At 42.5% G+C, this 16,499-nt stretch carries 22 protein-coding genes; 18 read left to right on the top strand and 4 right to left on the bottom strand.

The genetic code is table 11. From position 1 onward, the window contains the following. The first annotated feature begins 31 nt into the window (after window positions 1–31). Genes DZ860_RS20815 through DZ860_RS20805 form a run of 3 tightly spaced genes read left to right on the top strand, consistent with a single transcriptional unit; the run spans window position 32 to window position 1,704 of the window. Window positions 32–532 carry a transglycosylase SLT domain-containing protein gene (locus tag DZ860_RS20815; RefSeq protein ID WP_234352464.1) on the top strand — a complete coding sequence of 167 codons (501 nt, stop codon included), beginning with the start codon at window positions 32–34 and terminating at the stop codon, window positions 530–532. A 1-nt stretch (window position 533) separates the two neighbouring features. After that, complete coding sequence (locus DZ860_RS20810) at window positions 534–1,139, top strand: hypothetical protein (RefSeq protein ID WP_226977603.1); 606 nt, start codon at window positions 534–536, stop codon at window positions 1,137–1,139. A 37-nt stretch (window positions 1,140–1,176) separates the two neighbouring features. Beyond that, window positions 1,177–1,704, top strand: coding sequence for a FlhC family transcriptional regulator (locus DZ860_RS20805; RefSeq protein WP_342749706.1), 528 nt, complete (start codon window positions 1,177–1,179; stop codon window positions 1,702–1,704). 74 nt (window positions 1,705–1,778) lie between these two features. On the opposite strand, the gene DZ860_RS20800 is transcribed toward DZ860_RS20805, so the two are convergent. Both DZ860_RS20800 and DZ860_RS20795 read right to left on the bottom strand, forming a co-directional pair. After that, window positions 1,779–2,054, bottom strand: coding sequence for a KPHS_p301480 family protein (locus DZ860_RS20800; RefSeq protein WP_041154791.1), 276 nt, complete (start codon window positions 2,052–2,054; stop codon window positions 1,779–1,781). A gap of 13 nt (window positions 2,055–2,067) precedes the next feature. Then, window positions 2,068–3,045, bottom strand: coding sequence for a ParM/StbA family protein (locus DZ860_RS20795; protein WP_017086038.1), 978 nt, complete (start codon window positions 3,043–3,045; stop codon window positions 2,068–2,070). Between the two features lie 472 nt (window positions 3,046–3,517). Here DZ860_RS20795 and mobI point away from each other — a divergent pair, with 472 nt between their 5' ends. Both mobI and DZ860_RS20785 read left to right on the top strand, forming a co-directional pair. Next, window positions 3,518–4,072, top strand: coding sequence for a conjugative transfer protein MobI(A/C) (gene mobI, locus DZ860_RS20790; RefSeq protein ID WP_120034884.1), 555 nt, complete (start codon window positions 3,518–3,520; stop codon window positions 4,070–4,072). 24 nt (window positions 4,073–4,096) lie between these two features. Further along, window positions 4,097–4,387 (top strand): hypothetical protein, encoded by a 291-nt coding sequence (locus DZ860_RS20785; protein ID WP_014386843.1) that lies wholly within the window; start codon window positions 4,097–4,099, stop codon window positions 4,385–4,387. A gap of 863 nt (window positions 4,388–5,250) precedes the next feature. On the opposite strand, the gene DZ860_RS20775 is transcribed toward DZ860_RS20785, so the two are convergent. Continuing rightward, window positions 5,251–5,712 carry a hypothetical protein gene (locus DZ860_RS20775; protein WP_014386844.1) on the bottom strand — a complete coding sequence of 154 codons (462 nt, stop codon included), beginning with the start codon at window positions 5,710–5,712 and terminating at the stop codon, window positions 5,251–5,253. Window positions 5,713–6,112: 400 nt separating this feature from the next. Between DZ860_RS20775 and DZ860_RS20770 the strand changes: the two genes are divergently transcribed. The 12 genes from DZ860_RS20770 (at window position 6,113) to DZ860_RS20710 (ending at window position 15,538) form a co-directional block, all read left to right on the top strand. Further along, on the top strand, window positions 6,113–6,925 hold the full coding sequence (locus DZ860_RS20770; RefSeq protein WP_181726419.1) for a hypothetical protein: 813 nt from the start codon (window positions 6,113–6,115) through the stop codon (window positions 6,923–6,925). Between the two features lie 54 nt (window positions 6,926–6,979). Further along, the gene (locus DZ860_RS20765) at window positions 6,980–7,369 is read left to right on the top strand and encodes a K201_gp033 family CxxC-rich protein (RefSeq protein WP_014386846.1); all 390 of its coding nucleotides are present in this window, start codon (window positions 6,980–6,982) and stop codon (window positions 7,367–7,369) included. Continuing rightward, window positions 7,359–7,763 (top strand): hypothetical protein, encoded by a 405-nt coding sequence (locus DZ860_RS20760; protein WP_014386847.1) that lies wholly within the window; start codon window positions 7,359–7,361, stop codon window positions 7,761–7,763. The genes DZ860_RS20765 and DZ860_RS20760 overlap by 11 nt, the downstream gene beginning before the upstream one ends. Before the next feature lie 776 nt (window positions 7,764–8,539). Then, window positions 8,540–9,013, top strand: a complete 474-nt coding sequence (locus DZ860_RS20750) for a hypothetical protein (protein WP_014386849.1) — start codon at window positions 8,540–8,542, stop codon at window positions 9,011–9,013. A gap of 10 nt (window positions 9,014–9,023) precedes the next feature. Then, window positions 9,024–9,317, top strand: coding sequence for a hypothetical protein (locus DZ860_RS20745; RefSeq protein ID WP_014386850.1), 294 nt, complete (start codon window positions 9,024–9,026; stop codon window positions 9,315–9,317). Between the two features lie 5 nt (window positions 9,318–9,322). Beyond that, window positions 9,323–10,453, top strand: coding sequence for a hypothetical protein (locus DZ860_RS20740; RefSeq protein WP_014386851.1), 1,131 nt, complete (start codon window positions 9,323–9,325; stop codon window positions 10,451–10,453). 2 nt (window positions 10,454–10,455) lie between these two features. Beyond that, window positions 10,456–11,418, top strand: a complete 963-nt coding sequence (gene sppA / locus DZ860_RS20735) for a signal peptide peptidase SppA (RefSeq protein ID WP_014386852.1) — start codon at window positions 10,456–10,458, stop codon at window positions 11,416–11,418. 12 nt (window positions 11,419–11,430) lie between these two features. Then, a complete protein-coding gene (locus DZ860_RS20730; RefSeq protein WP_032073044.1) occupies window positions 11,431–12,306 on the top strand; it encodes a DsbA family protein in 876 nt (291 codons plus the stop codon). Between the two features lie 18 nt (window positions 12,307–12,324). Continuing rightward, window positions 12,325–13,899, top strand: coding sequence for a hypothetical protein (locus tag DZ860_RS20725; RefSeq protein ID WP_046224250.1), 1,575 nt, complete (start codon window positions 12,325–12,327; stop codon window positions 13,897–13,899). Window positions 13,900–14,083: 184 nt separating this feature from the next. Continuing rightward, a complete protein-coding gene (locus DZ860_RS20720; protein ID WP_120034883.1) occupies window positions 14,084–14,506 on the top strand; it encodes a hypothetical protein in 423 nt (140 codons plus the stop codon). Window positions 14,507–14,516: 10 nt separating this feature from the next. Beyond that, window positions 14,517–15,026 (top strand): thermonuclease family protein, encoded by a 510-nt coding sequence (locus DZ860_RS20715; RefSeq protein WP_041154785.1) that lies wholly within the window; start codon window positions 14,517–14,519, stop codon window positions 15,024–15,026. After that, window positions 15,023–15,538 carry a hypothetical protein gene (locus tag DZ860_RS20710; RefSeq protein WP_032073046.1) on the top strand — a complete coding sequence of 172 codons (516 nt, stop codon included), beginning with the start codon at window positions 15,023–15,025 and terminating at the stop codon, window positions 15,536–15,538. The genes DZ860_RS20715 and DZ860_RS20710 overlap by 4 nt, the downstream gene beginning before the upstream one ends. Window positions 15,539–15,542: 4 nt before the next feature. On the opposite strand, the gene DZ860_RS20705 is transcribed toward DZ860_RS20710, so the two are convergent. Next, on the bottom strand, window positions 15,543–15,818 hold the full coding sequence (locus DZ860_RS20705) for a hypothetical protein (protein WP_032073047.1): 276 nt from the start codon (window positions 15,816–15,818) through the stop codon (window positions 15,543–15,545). A gap of 379 nt (window positions 15,819–16,197) precedes the next feature. Here DZ860_RS20705 and DZ860_RS24825 point away from each other — a divergent pair, with 379 nt between their 5' ends. Next, window positions 16,198–16,461 carry a hypothetical protein gene (locus tag DZ860_RS24825; RefSeq protein WP_226977602.1) on the top strand — a complete coding sequence of 88 codons (264 nt, stop codon included), beginning with the start codon at window positions 16,198–16,200 and terminating at the stop codon, window positions 16,459–16,461. Window positions 16,462–16,499: the final 38 nt, after the last annotated feature.

Raw genomic sequence — 16,499 nt, 5'->3', positions numbered from 1 at the left:
CAAGAAGTTTATAGCAATTACGTTGCTCGGGATGTCTAGCGTAGCAAACGCGATTGACTTAACTGGTACAGTATTCGAAAAGGCAGCAATAAAACACGGTGTAGAAGCGAAGCTTTTGTACTCTGTTGCGTTGGCTGAGTCAGCTACAGGTCGAGGTGATGGAAACATTAGCCCTTGGCCTTGGGCATTAAGGACACTCAAAGGTGGTCCTCATTACGAGACCTCTCTCGAATCAGCCAAGTTAAAACTCGATGCACTTCTCGCTCAGCACGGAAGAAATGTTGACGTAGGTATGATGCAAATCAATCTACGTTGGCACGGAGATAAAGTAAGTTCTCCAGATGAGCTCTTGGACCCTGCTAAAAACGTTGACGTCGGAGCTGGTTACTTAGCCCAGTGCATTTCGTCCGCTCCTGGAGATTTGGAGCTAGGCATCGGTCGTTACTACACCTGGTCTGATGAAGCTAGAGCAAGAAATTACGGCAGTCGAATCCTTGCCATTTATAGAAACTTGGATACTGAGGGCATTTAGGATGGACTACTCATGTTCTTACAATATGAATATTGCCTCTCTTAGTGAATCCCAGGCTGATAGAAATGTTTACGAATTTGATCTGTCTTTATGGACATTGTTGAAGCACCTAGCAGAAATCCACCCACGAGAAGTCTCGGAGCAATTTTCTCTTCCACTGGAAACAGTGGAAGCACTTGCGGATGCTACAAAGCATCAATTAGAGCTCTTATCATCAGGTGTGATCCTTTCTTTTAAGCTTTCCTCGCCAGAAAAAACCTATATCTCACACTTGGAGCAATCCTTCGATCAAATTTGTTTGACGCCTTCTTCTGACTCTGGATTTGGGGCTGCATATTGGCTGCTTATGGGAAAAGTGTCACAGCAAGACATTAATATTGCAGCGCAAACTTTCGGGGTCTCAGTCAACCTTACAAAAATCGTATCTCAAGCCTCTGATAATCAACTAAGAAACTTAGCATGTAGTCAGGACATGCCATTTTCGATCAGGTTTTCACCTGAGCTGGTGAGAGAAATTCTGGACAGTGACGAACAAAGGGTTACACACCTTATTTTAAAGAAGCATCAACAATCTATAACTACAACGGGAGGCGGCAATGAGTTGTAATTCAAACTCTTTGGCCCGATGGATATCGGCTAGGAACATGGCTTTGGCTGGATACATTACCAAAATCATCATGGTAGAAACAGGGCTTACCTACAAGCAAGTACGTAGAATGTACAAAGAGCTAGAAGATGAAGGTCTTGAAATTTGCAGGAAGAGTAGAACTGCGCGTGGAGGTGCAACTTTGATTCATAGCCATACATCAAAGATTGAAGCGTCTCTATTGATGCAGCTTTATTACAATATAGCTGGCGAAGCGGCCCTTCGTTCAATAAACATTGATGCACTCCATGTGGCTTACCAAATGTATTGCGCTATTAGAAATGAGACGCCTGGAATGAAAGGAACTCGTTGGCAGATGCTCGACATCACCGATGCGTGGTGTTTAGCCCAAGAGCTGCGTTCTGGTGAAGCTATGATAGAAACTTGTCATAGCTGCAAGTGCAACTACTTCACATCAGTTAATCAAAGAACAAGTGTGGATTGCCCTTTCTGTAAAAACCAAGCATGTAGCGGAAAAAATGAAGAAGAATCGCTCACCCATGAAAGCAACTATTCTTATGCTTGATTTGCTCATTGATTAAAAAAGGGGTGATTTCTCACCCCTTTTCTATTGGAACAACGCTCTATTTACAATCTGCGTCATACACTTTGCAGCAATTTACCTTTCAACCCATTCCTAGCTTTGTCTAACTTATTATTTTTCTCTTCAACCTGCTCTTCAAGTGGAGGGCTAGAGTGTTGGACTGTAGTCATTGCCCCACCTCTAAGAGCATACATACCTAACATAGCTAAACATCTAAGACGGTCACAACGTTCCTTATGATGCATTTGAGATAGCTCTTGATAAAGCTCGGGAAATGCCTGCTCTGAGACTTTAAAATTACTAATTTTCCCATCCCAATCACTACTAGCCATACGTCCCCCTTAACTAGCCGCAGAACCAAAAACCACGAGCATTCGATGCCACTGCGTTGGAAGGAACCACAACCTTTGAATGAGGGAACAGTTCTTTTGCAGCTTCTTTGTAAGCCGAAGCTCCTCCACCAGCAAGCAACACAGCATCAGCAGCCATACCTTCTTCACGCATAGACTTCTTCATAGGCGTTAATGCATTTGGAGCAACCTTGGACGCAGCCTTATCGAAGTACTCACCAAGAGGAACTTTCGAACCGTGTAGAAGCAATTCTTTCTTATTCGAGCGGATAGCTTTTTCGATTTTTTCTAATCCAGGTCCCGTACCATAGTCCTCTTGTATTAGTCTATTTAGTTCCTGTAGAAGCATAGACATAGCTTTCAGAGACGTACCAGAAGATTGATAACGCACTTCCCCCTCTTCGAGAGCGACCCAATCAACACTAAAAAACCCAGGGTCAATAACAACTGTCCGACCTTCATTTATGATTTCTAACAGTTCCTCATCATCGCAAGAACTAACCACATCCATATACGCTCCGGCAGGCTGAGGCACCACTACAACTGATTTCACCAGCACCTTTCTTTTAGGTGAAATTTGATGCTCACCAGTAAGACGTTCAACAAGTGCATCTCTCTTAGACTTATCCATAAACTGATCAACAGGAAGACCAGTTACAAGAACATCAATCTCTGAACGTCCGCTCAAAAGTAAGCCAGCTAAAAATAAAGCCTTATACGATTTGGTTGAGGGATAATCACCATGTAACTCTCTTTCCCAACCCTGCAATCGATCTGGCTCTACCCCAGCGACCCATTTTTCTCCGTCTATGTCCACCAGGATACAATTAGACGCGCCTCCCATTAACTGCTGAGGCATAAGCTCTGCTGGCCCAGCGCCTACAGGCAGAACTTCAACCTTAGGCTCTTCCCCCTTCTCTCCGTATGCAAGTTTTAAGTTTGAGTATCCAATATCTAGACCAAGAACAAACATGCCCCACTCCTATTAAATCAAAAAGTAATCACAAGATGGCTTTTAGATGCAATTCAGCCGATGAGAGACAATTTACATCACGACATTTACCAAGACCGCCTCCACAATTGCCCAAAAGGGGCGTTTAGATTGCTTTTCGATTAAAAAAACCAAAAAAAAGCAACAATCGAAGCATTTGCTCAAGACTCTTTAATAACCTCGCTGGTGTATAGTGAAATATTTATGAGTAGAAATCCTATATCTATCTGGATAAAACCGATACATAATCATAAAGATTGCAATATCTAGGATATTGGTAACAAATTATCCAGATAGATAGAGCGTTGACAAAAATAATTCACGAGCTATCGTAAGAGAGTACCTATCTATCTGGATAAAAGAGTTAAATCCTCCAGATAGATAGGTATTTGGATAGGAATTGGTTAGGAATTTTGCTATTAGCCACGCTAAAGCCAGCTCAGGAGCCTAAGAAATGAGTACGGATAAAACCAGTAAGAAGGCAAATATAGACTGGGATCTTTTGTTAGATCCCAAAAATGAGGATGAAAGATCTGAACTGTACCTTGATGACATTGAAGCAATATCAAGAGACTTTGTTCTAGAGATACAAACCGCACTAGAGCAAGAGATGAAAGTTCTTATCGTTGAAGCAAAGAAAAGAGCAGACGTACATTGGGCATCAAACAGAATAGCCAGAGAAGAAGAGGACGAAAATAATCAATGGCGATTCGGAACTAGGGCAAGAATGAATGGAAGAAGCCTATCTGCCGAATGGTTTTTAAACCGTTTCAAGCCAGAACCAAAGGGGGGTAAATCCCAAGTGTATTCAACATACCTCAAGAAAGGGACAGGCAATCAATACGACTTGTCAGCATTCAAAAAAGCCACTGACGATGAGTTCAAGTCCATAAAAATGACCGAAGAATACTACGCAGTGCTAAGACAACGCTCAAATGTACTAATGAAGATCCGTAGGCTTCTGAATGACTACGAAAAACTTATTGATAAGCGAAAGGTTGAACTATAAGAACAATGAACCAAGGAGACCAACATGAATTCTGTATCAGCCACTGAAATGGCAAAATTAGGCAAATGTGAAAAAATGATCAAACGATCACGAGTGAGTAAAAGGATCAACGAGAGAGCGCCTAGAAAGCTCTCTAACGCTTTTAACGGAACCAGTGATACATTGCGAGGTGAATTTGCTCACTTCTCCTATGAGAGTGCCACACAGCGCTTTATGACAGACAAACAAGTTAAATGCCGTCGTGTGCTGCAACTATGTTTAAGCGGTGCGTTCGCTATGGGATTGCTATCACTAGTAGCTTTATACGCAAGTTAAGCAAGGGTAATTTGCACTCACAAGACACAGAGGAATTGGTGTTAGTACAAAACTTATCCACTTTTTCTGTGGATAAAAACATCATTTGTCACCTCACAACAAACCTTACTGATACACAGAATTTGCACGTTGTTAAGAGCAGCATTGAGACACAGCAAAGGTTTTAATGTCAGAGTCGAAATAATGGCTTACATCCTCTCGGCTTACTTCCATTAGGTGATTACCCCCAAACACAACGCTGCCCTCTACAAATCACCAATCGGATACTAAACATGATTGCCAGGTAAAATTCGAACGAGACGAGAGCTCTAACAATGTCACAGCAGAACATAGCGTGACAAAACACAAATGACACACCAGAACACACCAAGCCAATTAACATACAGACCCGATCAGTTAACCGATCGCGCCTTATGTCTATGAATCAATATCAAACCTACCCCAAAACCAAATTAGGGAGCTCTACCAATTAGCAACCTAAAAGACTCCAACAGTGCAGGTCCTAGAATTAACGAAACCACTTGCTGGTCTTACGTTAATCCAGAAAATCAATGTGTATACTTGCCTTGCGGCCAGCTCAGAAGTTCTATTCTCAAGTATTGCGAGCTTTATTACCTTTGCAAACGCGGTATCCAGCTCACTATCGCCATACGATGAACGTCATAAAAAATGATGCAGATATGAATGTCTTGAAGATACCGAAGGATTTATGTAATGCTTGGTACTACCTAGTTGTGTTTCCTTCGGTCCATAGGAACTGCTTTGGTGAAAGCAAAGAAGATAAATAGCACTAGAGGCTAATCAATGAATTAGAACCCGGTTTGGTGATGTTTCCGAGCACCGAAATAACATCACACATCGAATCAAGACCGGATAGACAACTCAGAACCATTACTCGCCATAACCTCCACAATACCAAACAGAGCTAACGAAAGAACAAACACTCCAGCAAGCAGTAACATAAAGTACCCTATCTCTTTGACTGCGAACTTGAGAGCTGACAACAGAGAGACCTGTTTGCCGGAAATCTTTGAGTAACCCCACTGAAATGCCAGGAACGAAGCTAGGCCGCAAAACGCAACTATACCTGCAACAACCAGAGGTTGTTCTATCAAAACATCCTTATTCAGAAAGCCTTTTGAAATCGCTACTGAGAACAATCTACCAATCAAAAACCCAGCCCCCACAGCCACTCCACTGCGAATTAAGACGACCTTAAAAGACTGGGAATAACTTAGCGTTGTTCCGTTAGTACGCCGAGAAGTGTATTGCACCACCAGCGTGGATATAGCTAATCCAAAGAAAGTAATAACGACAAATTCCATACAAGGCTCTCCAAGCCAATTCTGAGCGTCCAATAAAAAGCATAGGACACTGATTTTCTTTAATCGACCGTACTGACATTTACTTTAACCAGCCGTGAATTAGTGTATTGCATCATCTTTATAAGGTCATATAATGAGCTTAAAAGGCAAACCGAAAACGGACTTGGCTTTTCAATGTGAAATATCGAAAAGCAACCCAAAGACGACATTTAGATTGAATGCTGGGTATGCATAAAAATAGATTGAATGCCGTCAAGAAAAGCAAAGTGCCTTTAAGGTAGTGTTTTGATAGATAAGGTAAAGTTGCATTGTTCACTAAAGGAACACAAAAGCAACCTAAAAACAACTTAGGAGTTAGGTAATGATAAATGGAAAACTAATAGGTTTAGGCGTGTCAATAATGTCGGTAATAATGACTGGTTGTGCGTCAACTTCCCAACCAGTGTCATACGATGAATCACACAGTCGTGCATATAACATCGCGCAAGCTGGTGGATTGTACGATGTAAGTGACAAATACGTCCCAAGAGAGAATTACGAGTCTTTGCAATTTGCAGGCAGCGCTGCGACAAACTCTCTTTTGTTTACCTCCTCCTTCGGTGCGAACCTAGATTTAACATCAGGGTTAGGATTGGGGCTTGTCACCTCTCTTTTAGAGCAGCCCGACACAGCATCCAGAAACAGCGTAATTGCATGGATGCCAAAGTCCGAAGCGTCATCCACCAAAAATGCTCAAGAAAAACTTTTGTCTGAAATGAAAACGGCCATTGAATCAACGCTAGAAGAAATGGGATTAGAGTATGAAGCAACAAATGGCAATTCCGAACGCAAAGTAGAGTTCTACTTTCACAGTGAAGAGTACGGTTGCCCCATATACAAACCAGGCATGACAAATGTGGATCTCTGCTACATAGCAACCGAAGTCTTTGAGCCCCGCGAAGCAAAGGCCCCTAGCTTTGTCGGAGTCGATGAAATTGATTCGTATGCTTTTGAATCAAACCACAGTGTTTACTACAACCGATTCCGAGTTACTCCCGGCAAAGGTAGCCATGTCCCAAGCGACAAAATATATTCACTTGTAAGCGGAAAACTTCCCTCTTGGGCTTATGTTTACGTAGCATCTGGGAACATACAGGTAGGTGAATCTAAATTTAAAACGCCTTATCTACTCGACAATGGCGAACCTCTATTGTTCATACACCCAGAGAACTAATTAGCTCTCCCCAAGCATTTTGCTTAGGGAGATTGCCTTTTTCAGGAGGTAGACATGCAGCAGCAGAAAGAACAAATTACACGCTCAACAATTTCATATAGAAACAAAAGAGCTAAAGAACAAATCCAGCACATACTCCAACTTGCCGAAAGGATTACCTCTGACGTCGAAAAGGAAAAACGAGAGTCCATGCATTTGTGTTTATGTTGCTATTACGCTCGTTCTCAACGAATAGGAGGAGCTGCGATAACATCAAAACCTTGTGGTGTTTGCGAAGAAACAATGCAGTTCGGCTCAACTGCTACTGATGCAGTCTGCGACAGCTGTGCAAAGGAACAGGGGTTATGTAAACAGTGCGGAGCAGACATTGAATTGGCGGAAAGAAGAAAGCCGTACCCTTTTGAGAATGAGATAAATAAAAAGGAACTTTCAAATGATCAATGAGGAATGGTTTTCTGAATTAGAAACAGTTCTGTTTGTGTTGGAGGACTGTCAGGTTGACTGTGATGGAATGACTTATCTAGTAAGCCATCTTCTGAAACAAGCCAACGTTGAACACTGTTGCATGTTCGGCTATGTAACAGAAAAGTCGTCAGGAGACGTAGTAACCCCTCATTGCTGGATTACATTGCCAGGAGACTACATCGTTGATCTCAGACTTAGAATGTGGCTTGGGGATTTCGATCATATTCCCCACGGCGTATTTAAATCAAGCTGCACACCAGATATCGTCTACGAAGGAAAAGGGCTAAGAGACTCAAATTTAGATGTAGACACCTTAGATATGATGTCTGACGGTAGACTTTCACATGTGAAAGTCCCCTCTTTGCTTCACTAGTGCTCCACCAGCTGCAATAGCCCCTTCTACACGGGGCTCTTCCCTGCCCTAAAAGTCTTTCACGCTACCCCTTCCCTCATACCGAACCTAAATGCTTAGTACTTCCTAAGTGGCTACGTGACAAATATTTAAGGGGCTATATAATGATACTATAAAGTAATCGAGAGTATCTTATGAATATAGTCTTGTTGTTAGTTTCACTGATTGTCGCTCCATTTCTAATTGCCAAAGTAGACCTATGGCGGAAAAAGCATTTGCATGAGGTGCTCAGCTGGTGGAGTGAAGAAAACATGCCAAAAGAGTTGAGAAACGCAACTCTGTTTCTTTGTGAAGAAGATGTGGCAACAACACTACCTGTACCTCTGCATGGAAGAGTTGATCAGGTTTTTTTATCAAAAAAGAAAGTCCTTATCCCTCTGGATACCAAGTTAAGGAAAGATAACAGGATCTTTGAATCGGATGTAATCCAGCTATCTGTATACCGAGTGATTCTTAAAAATCAATACAACTTAGAGGTATCCGATTACGGGTACGTTAGAACGGTTGTCCCACAGCCCGACGGAAAGAACAAGGTTCGTTACATCAGAACAAAGTTACTGAATGAAAAAAAAGTCGTCTCTCTCTACTACAAATATCAGGCTATTAGGCAAGGACTAATAAAGACGTCCTGTTCGTGTGAGGGATTGTTTCATTGAGTTCTCAGTTGCCCTTATTGGGCATGTTGCCGTGAGAAGCTTTTGCTGTTTATCCGTTACTCTCATGGCAAAGGAGGGCTTATGCCATTAACAAGAATCAATAAAGCAATGATGTTGCTGATATCTATCGGCGGAGTAATTGCTGGTCTTGCAGGTAAACCTATCGTCGCCTGTACAGCATTAGGGGTAGTTCTTTGGCTTGCGGCCAAGAATGGAGGCTCAAACTCCATCATAGAAATCCGCAAAAAAGCAGCCAAATCAGCGTTCGACAATATGGATCTTGTCATTGATAACAAACGCTGGCTCGGGAAGGATGCAACGGTTGTTAAGGTTTCAAACATCACTGCGGCCAACGAGATAAAAGTGCCTTGGAACCTACAAATTCTTGCTAAATCGGTCAGAGGCACTTGGTTCACTGTAGATATGAGTGTGATTGGGAAAGACCAAATCCTAATCATGGCAATTAATGAGATTGATGAAAGCACAGTCAAGCGTCTGTTAGCGAATGATCACGACTTATACCGTCAATACTTCGGTGAACCAGAGTTGGCGTAAGGAGCGAAATGTGGAAAGAACTCAAACACCAGAAAAAAGTGAAGAAAACCTTAGTAACAAGCCATTGAATCAAGCTGGCTATGCTCAATGCCTGTTTATCCTTATCCAATCAGTGCTTTTCCCTGAGCTTGGCGCTGGTGGAGCAATGATCGCTGCCTTATGTGCAATGATGCCTTGGATGGTTATGTACGCTAAAAAAATGCCAGCACGAGTATTCGGTATGGTCATGGCATCTCTACTGCTAACCCCCTTCTATTCAATGCTATGCCTATTTGTCTTGAAGGTCATTGGAGTTGGAGTGTAGTGCGCATGGATCTATTGGCCCCATTCCTAATATCCGACTTGGAGAGACATGGCGCGAGTCAAGAGCTTATTCGTAATGCACAAAGCTTAAAACACTCGGCTTTCCGTTATAAACAAAAAGATATTGAAGAGCTGTCCAGAAAGCTTGGTATAGAAAGCCAGGAGTTGATGGATGGGCATGTTCAATATATGACTTCAAGATTCACGAGGAAAATGAGCGGCATCATTTCATCATACCTAATGAAAGATACCGGACATTTCGCTATTCAATGTACAGAGCTTTGCCGAGAAGCAGAAGCACTTAGCCTTAAACGCAACCGCGAAGGAAAGCTGGTTCCGTATAGTGCAGCAAATGCTGTGGCTGTTGATCGAATGCTTGATGTCGTCATAGCCAGGGCAACGGAGCTTAAAAATAGAATAGCGGATGAGTTCTTCAACGCAGAAACTAGCTCTGTCTTCATAGAACAAAGAGAAGCTGGCACATTTTGCCCAGAAAAAAAGACTAAAAAACGTAAAGCAAGGCGAAGAAAGAGTTCACCTATTTACGTCAAAGGAAAACCCTACGCTAGTTTAACCGAACTGGCCCAACAAACTGGTAAAGCAGAAAGGACTCTCTATTCAAGGATTAGGGATAAAGGGCTATTAAAAGCCTACCAAACCAACACTATGACAGATGAGAACTGGAACTCAGTCTTATCTGAACCACCAGCTCCAAACAAGGGCCCAAAGGCGGCCAACAAACCTATCACCTATAAAGGTGATTCCTACCCCACGTTAAACCATCTAGCCGAAGCCGCTAACTTAACGTACTCGGCTCTCTACCAGAGACTTCGACATCGAGAATTATTGGAAAAGGCACGATGTAACGAGCTTTCAGATATGGACTGGGAAAAGGTACTCAACGCTATTCCCCCTAATCGAAAAGCCGATGTTGAAATTGTGATAAATGGCAAGGGATACCCTTCCGTTGCGGCAGTCGCTACTAATTTCGGGTTAGCGGAATCCACGTTATCAGAGAGGTTAAAACAAGCCGACAAACTTGAATTAGCGAAAGAGAACAAATTAACCGAGGAAGAATGGGAGCTGTTTCTGGTTCCACCTCACCCAGGTCGAAAACAAACCACAACTAAGGAATAAACATGAGTGAAAACAATAAACCAGAAGCATGGGAAAAAGACATGATTAAAGATCTGGTCTTTACCCTCCATAAGGAACAGGTAAAAGACAGAAGATGGCGAAGAGGGATTCAGTTGATTCGCTCCCTTGGCTTTGTCCTTATGATAGTTGCATTTCTAACCGTAGCTTCAAATCCAGGAGGACTACCTTGGCAGACATCCAAAGCTGACACTCCACATGTTGCATTCATTAATATCAAAGGAGAAATCGCTGCGGGTTCACTTGCAGATGAAGATCATCTAATACCTTCCATTCAGGCTGCTTTCAAAAATCCCCATGCAAAAGCTGTCGTTCTACGAATAAACAGTCCTGGTGGAAGCCCTGTGCAAGCAGGTCGAATATACGAAGAGATTCAAGCTCAAAAAGCAGAATACCCAGAAAAACAAGTTATCGCTGTAATTGATGATATCGGTGCATCTGGTGGCTATTACATCGCCGTGGCCGCAGACAAAATTTATGCGGACAAAGCAAGTATGGTTGGCTCTATTGGTGTCATCAGTTCTGGCTTCGGATTTACCGGGCTCATGGAAAAATTGGGTATTGAAAGACGAGCTATAACATCTGGTGAAAACAAAGCTTTGTTAGACCCATTCTCCCCTCTTTCAGAAGAGATAACTAGCTTCTGGAAGGAAGTGCTATCGAAAACCCACCAGCAGTTCATCGAGCGAGTAAAAGAGAGCCGTGGTGAACGACTCAAAGCCGATCCAAAAGTGTTCTCTGGATTGATCTGGAATGGAGAGCAAGCACTTGAGATTGGGTTAATTGATGGTTTAGGAAGCCTACACTCTATTTCTCGCAATGTTATAGAAGAAACAAACCTCGTTGATTACTCACCAAGTGAAGACATCGTTAAGCGCTTAACACAACGCGCAAAAATGGAAGCTTCAACCCTGATTCATGAATTGGCAACTGTAAAAGTTTACTAAGGACAAAATGTAATGTCAGAACAAACCACACCACAACAACAAAAATCATTCAGTCCAATGCAGAAAAAGCTACTGGCCGTTGGTGCTGCTATGACCCTAATTTTGGGAGCGTCTGTCGCTACAGTGGGATATCAAATTTACCAGACCAAAGAGTTGCTCATTCAAGAGCGCGATTCTCTCCAGTCGAAGATTACTCAACTAGAAAGTGACTATCGCTTTAAATCAGAAGAGCGCTTTAACAATGCAGTTCAAAAAGCACTGGAACATTTCGTTCAACAGAAACGCGAACAGGATATTCAGGCTAAATACGCAAAATACGAATCAGCTCCCGAACAAGTGCCTGACGATAAACGCATATATGGAAACCTGAACGCTCGATTCACGCTGGTGGAATTTTCTGACCTGGAGTGTCCGTTCTGCAAAAAATTCCACGACACACCAAAAGAAGTGGTGGATGCAAGTAACGGGAATATCAACTGGCAATGGAAACATCTGCCATTGAGTTTTCATAACCCAGCGGCAGAAAAAGAAGCGTTAGCAGCGGAATGTGTTGCTGAACAAAAAGGCAACCGTGGATTCTGGGTGTTCTTAGACGAAGTATTTGCCAAATCACAAGGCAATGGTGGTGGAGTGCCTAATTTGGCAGAAGTTATTGAGAGTGTTGGTGCCGATGCTTCCCTAGTTCGAGAGTGTTTAGCTTCTGGCCGTTACGACCTGAAAATAGCAGCAGATGTGAAGCAAGCTACTGAAAATGGCATTTCAGGTACACCAGCGACTTTCATCGTAGATAACCAAACTGGGAAAACTCAGCTTATTCGTGGGGCACAGCCATCACAAGCTATCGCGGCCATCATTCGAAAAATGATGATTGAATCCGAAAACAACTAACAACAGAGGATGTAATTGATGTTAAGAAGAACAGCTTTAGCAGCTGCTCTACTATCAGTGTTGGCAGGATGTGGTGGTTCCAGTGGAGGCACTGGAACTACTTCCAATGGCAATGGTAGTGAAAGCAATAACCAAGACAACTCAACAGAAACAACAACGGTCGCTAAGCGAGAATGGCAAAAAGAAGTGTTACTGAGCTCTCCAACAAGAGATGCAACACTTCCTGTCATCCAGCTACAAAACGAAAATGGTTCGGCTGTTCTATACAGTGCCTGGGTCGAAGAAGCCAACAATGACAAACCGGATGAGCTATATGCTTCTGTAGCCCCTATCGAAGACTATGCGAATGGCAATGTACCTAACAAAGTCAAGATAAGTGCCGATATTGGTGAAATACTAAGATCAGACTGGCAACCATTCATTGTCGATGAAAACCACTACAAGAGCTCTGTTCAAATGAGCCTTTCAAATCATGGTAATGCCTATATTACATGGGTACAGAGAGACAATAGTAACAACCAGAAACTGAACGTTTCCTATTACGACGCAACAACACAAGAATGGTCCCCACCATTAGAAGTTGATCATGTACTTATGACTGACGCGGCAGCTACGAATGAGGAAAGTCGAGTAAAAATCACCGACAACACTCTCTTCACTGACCCGTCAGGACAAAGCATCGTTATCTGGCAAACTCCGATTTTTGGCTCCGATACAAATGCATTGGCAATAGCCTGGTTAAGCAACGACGGCACAAAAGCCAATATCATTGCAACGACAGAACTTTCGAGAAATATAAAAACAAACAGTGACGGTGAAGTTAAAAGTGCTATCTCGATACATTCAGTAGAAACTTCTCCTGGCGTACTTGAAATCCTAAGTATCGAAAAGGGCGCTGATGATGAAAATGATGTCCTAGCCAAACATACCGTCAAACTTGGTCCATTCAATACGCCTGTAGTGGAACGCAGCGTTATTGATGATGATGGAGTCAAGAGTGGTTTAGCATCTATCAACACTAACCTTACTAGCTATGCGCTATGGTCTGAAAGCCGAGGGTCGGGTTCTTCTGACCTAATCGGCGTAACATGGCGTAGTGACAACAATGGTTACTCTCCTATCTCAGGCATTCCCAATATAAGTGCCGATGCAGGGCAAGCTAGCTTAACCAGTACCAATGGAGATGTTCATGCTGTGTGGCGTCAACGCGACAATGTTGTTGGCAATACCATCAGAACAGAGAAGCTAATGTTTGCCACATTAGAACAATCCATAGCAAGTAACGTCACAGAGCTCAATTCAAACGGTGCTATATATCCACGTTTGTTTTCTGGAAATGACGACAAGTTATATACAACTTGGAATGGCGAGTACTTCCATATCAAAGAGGCATACATCGAATCTGGAGATATCCATTGGCAAGAAACATATCGTCCATCCTGTGACCCAACAACAGCGATTGATGACCTCTTGTGTGGTCTAGGTGTGCGGGAACGGTACAGCGCGATGGTCGATGGAGATTATGGTGCAATGTCATGGCTGAAAGATGTAAATGGCACAAAGTCAGTATTTATCTCTATCAGCACAAATTGACTTTCACATGTGAAAGCGGCCCCAGTAATTGGGGCCTTTTTGATTGGAGACTACTAAGTCCCCATCCAAAAAGGGCTTCTGGTTCAACGATGACAGTATCCGTCACAGCTATGGATCGGAATTAAATGAAAAAACAACCTAAAAACAACTTTCACATGTGAAAGTGGAATAGGTAAGGAGTGTTATGAAACCACAAATGATGATAAAAATGGCAGCAGCCTACATGATGGCATCAGCTGTAATTTGGAGTGCTGGAGTATGGTTACTAGAACTACCCTCGCCTCTTGGTACTCAAACATGGGCGACGTGGTTGGGAGGTCCAATTTTAGTTCTAGTATGCGCATCTTTCATTTCGTACTTGCTTGTAACCTATCACTCAACTGTATTGCTCTTCACTAAAATTTGGATGCTGTGCAATGTCTGCTTGTCTGGGTACAGCCTATTCATGACGTTCAATGATCTAATGCTGGCTGGTGGATGTTTAGCGATTCTCTTAGGGTCTCTTTGGTTCTTGAAGGAACTGGAGCGACCAGAAATGAAAGGGGCCTATACCGCTATTTCGGCATTACACAAACAAATGTGGAATGCTCTATCAGGACAACAGTAAGGAATTAATCATGCTTAAAAAAATTCTAACTACCACCCTTCTCTACTTCGTTTTTAATGCACCAATTATGGCTGAAACCTTTTATGGGAAGGTGGTACGAGTCAGCGATGGTGACACTATAAAAGTCCTCACAGATGCCTCATGCACTGGCACCTATCAGTGTACCGATGGTAAAAAAGAACACCGTATTAGACTTGCAGAAATCGACACACCCGAGTCGAAACAACCCTGGGGAAAGAAAGCAAAACAAGCCCTTCTTTCTATAGTGGGTGGGAAAGTCGTTCGTGTAGAACAAACCGACGTTGATCGTTATGGCCGCATTGTTGGTCATATCTACGTCGATGATTTGTGGGTAAACGGACAACTGGTAAAAACGGGTAACGCATGGGTATACAGGCGGTATGCAAAAAGCACTGAACTGTTTTCTTACGAGCAAGAGGCAAAACAGAATGGTGTAGGCTTATGGGCATTGCCGGAGGCAGAAAGAATGCCACCTTGGGAATGGAGACGTAAAAAGTGAAACTATCCATTAACAACCAACTGGGTAGGGATGTAAGCACATTGGCTTTGAATGTATTTGGTATTTTTGTCTATATCAGCCTGATCCGGATATACCTCCACCAGCTGACGCTTCCAGAGCCACTACTTTTTGCTCTTATGTTCTCCCTTGTATTCAATATCTACTATGAGTTTAAAGCGGGGATATCCCGCTTAACCCATGTAAGAATACTGTGTACCATCATTATCTTTTGTGTTGCGGCATTCCTTGCCCAAGAGATTAGAGGTGTCTATCTAACAACTATGACCGAACTTACAAACTACGAGAACGCAGAAGAACTCATAGGGCAAGAGTACTTAAAAGCTGCTCAAAATAGAGTTGTTGGTTACGGTGGGTGTTTTGCAGTTGGTTTGGTAACGGCGAGAATGTTGCTCTACAAAATCTTAGTTAACGTGGCAAGTAGAGTTTTGGTATTGCCTAACTATCGCGGTAACGTTTGTCCAATGTGCCAGCAACCGACACAAATCCACTAAATCCTCAGCCGACTTTCACATGTGAAAGTCGGTACTTCATCATATCACCTGACGATAGAAGCCCTTTCTCCACAAAGCATTTCATCAAAGACATACTCAAAAAAAATCGCTCTCGCTCACTAAGGTTCAAAATGTTGGCGTTATGCATTTCACGATATGCAATTACCGTCATCATACTTGCTTCAAGCGGTTCTGCTTGGCCTATTACTGCTTTAATGTCTGGCAGGCTATCTAGATCCACGCCAGGCACAGCTTCGTGCAGTGTATTTAATTTAAACACTAATATTTACCCAATAAATAAGTTGCTTTCAAAGGTTCACGATAAGTAATAGTTAATATAGTAGATCTTATCAATGAACATAAAATGTTCTGTCAGAACATCGCAAGGATCTCATTATAGATAAAGAAGATCCAACTCGCACTTTCACATGTGAAAGTCTGTGGCATAAGTTGGCAGGAATCTCATATTTTACAAAACGTTACCCTAGCTAAGTCGCCATAAACTCAACAATGAATCACTTTAAAGAGCTCCCATTATCCAATTAGTTCAATTCCATCGAAGAGATATACCGACATCTCTACAGGATTTAGATATTGCCATTTCATTTAAAGAACTATAAAATGATTCTATGAATTATTAATATTGGTCTGGAGCATAAATGAAACCAAACATGCAGGGGCAGCTGGAGCTTTTCCATGTGGAAGAAGCTTATGCACAAGCTGATGGTCCAATGACCAATGCCGAGCTATATGCGAAGGTAGCAAGTATAGCCGGGCTATCAGAGGCTGAAATCAATACTAAAGCCGAAATCGGCAAAGCCAAGGCACAACACAGCCCTATCAAAAGAAAAATTCGTTGGTTTCAGCAAACATTAAAGTCCATGAATATCATCCAAAAAGTGGACGGTGAGCGTGGCGTATAGAAGCTGGCAAACAAAAATAAAAAAGGGCTTCATGAAGC

The sequence above is a fragment of the Vibrio sinensis genome (assembly GCF_003605645.1).
GTDB lineage: Bacteria > Pseudomonadota > Gammaproteobacteria > Enterobacterales > Vibrionaceae > Vibrio > Vibrio sinensis.
The sequence above is the reverse complement of the archived record's forward strand: the minus strand, read 5'-3'. Positions and strand labels throughout refer to the sequence as shown.

Coding starts and splice junctions, on each gene's coding strand:
- DZ860_RS20725 (WP_046224250.1), top strand. CDS start 12,325: ATGTTAAGAAGAACAGCTTTAGCAGCTGCTCTACTATCAGTGTTGGCA.
- DZ860_RS20800 (WP_041154791.1), bottom strand. CDS start 2,054: ATGGCTAGTAGTGATTGGGATGGGAAAATTAGTAATTTTAAAGTCTCA.
- DZ860_RS20785 (WP_014386843.1), top strand. CDS start 4,097: ATGAATTCTGTATCAGCCACTGAAATGGCAAAATTAGGCAAATGTGAA.
- DZ860_RS20730 (WP_032073044.1), top strand. CDS start 11,431: ATGTCAGAACAAACCACACCACAACAACAAAAATCATTCAGTCCAATG.
- DZ860_RS20795 (WP_017086038.1), bottom strand. CDS start 3,045: ATGTTTGTTCTTGGTCTAGATATTGGATACTCAAACTTAAAACTTGCA.
- mobI (WP_120034884.1), top strand. CDS start 3,518: ATGAGTACGGATAAAACCAGTAAGAAGGCAAATATAGACTGGGATCTT.
- DZ860_RS24825 (WP_226977602.1), top strand. CDS start 16,198: ATGAAACCAAACATGCAGGGGCAGCTGGAGCTTTTCCATGTGGAAGAA.
- DZ860_RS20765 (WP_014386846.1), top strand. CDS start 6,980: ATGCAGCAGCAGAAAGAACAAATTACACGCTCAACAATTTCATATAGA.
- DZ860_RS20750 (WP_014386849.1), top strand. CDS start 8,540: ATGCCATTAACAAGAATCAATAAAGCAATGATGTTGCTGATATCTATC.
- DZ860_RS20740 (WP_014386851.1), top strand. CDS start 9,323: ATGGATCTATTGGCCCCATTCCTAATATCCGACTTGGAGAGACATGGC.
- DZ860_RS20715 (WP_041154785.1), top strand. CDS start 14,517: ATGCTTAAAAAAATTCTAACTACCACCCTTCTCTACTTCGTTTTTAAT.
- DZ860_RS20775 (WP_014386844.1), bottom strand. CDS start 5,712: ATGGAATTTGTCGTTATTACTTTCTTTGGATTAGCTATATCCACGCTG.
- DZ860_RS20760 (WP_014386847.1), top strand. CDS start 7,359: ATGATCAATGAGGAATGGTTTTCTGAATTAGAAACAGTTCTGTTTGTG.
- sppA (WP_014386852.1), top strand. CDS start 10,456: ATGAGTGAAAACAATAAACCAGAAGCATGGGAAAAAGACATGATTAAA.
- DZ860_RS20720 (WP_120034883.1), top strand. CDS start 14,084: ATGAAACCACAAATGATGATAAAAATGGCAGCAGCCTACATGATGGCA.
- DZ860_RS20810 (WP_226977603.1), top strand. CDS start 534: ATGGACTACTCATGTTCTTACAATATGAATATTGCCTCTCTTAGTGAA.
- DZ860_RS20770 (WP_181726419.1), top strand. CDS start 6,113: ATGTCGGTAATAATGACTGGTTGTGCGTCAACTTCCCAACCAGTGTCA.
- DZ860_RS20805 (WP_342749706.1), top strand. CDS start 1,177: ATGGCTTTGGCTGGATACATTACCAAAATCATCATGGTAGAAACAGGG.
- DZ860_RS20815 (WP_234352464.1), top strand. CDS start 32: ATGTCTAGCGTAGCAAACGCGATTGACTTAACTGGTACAGTATTCGAA.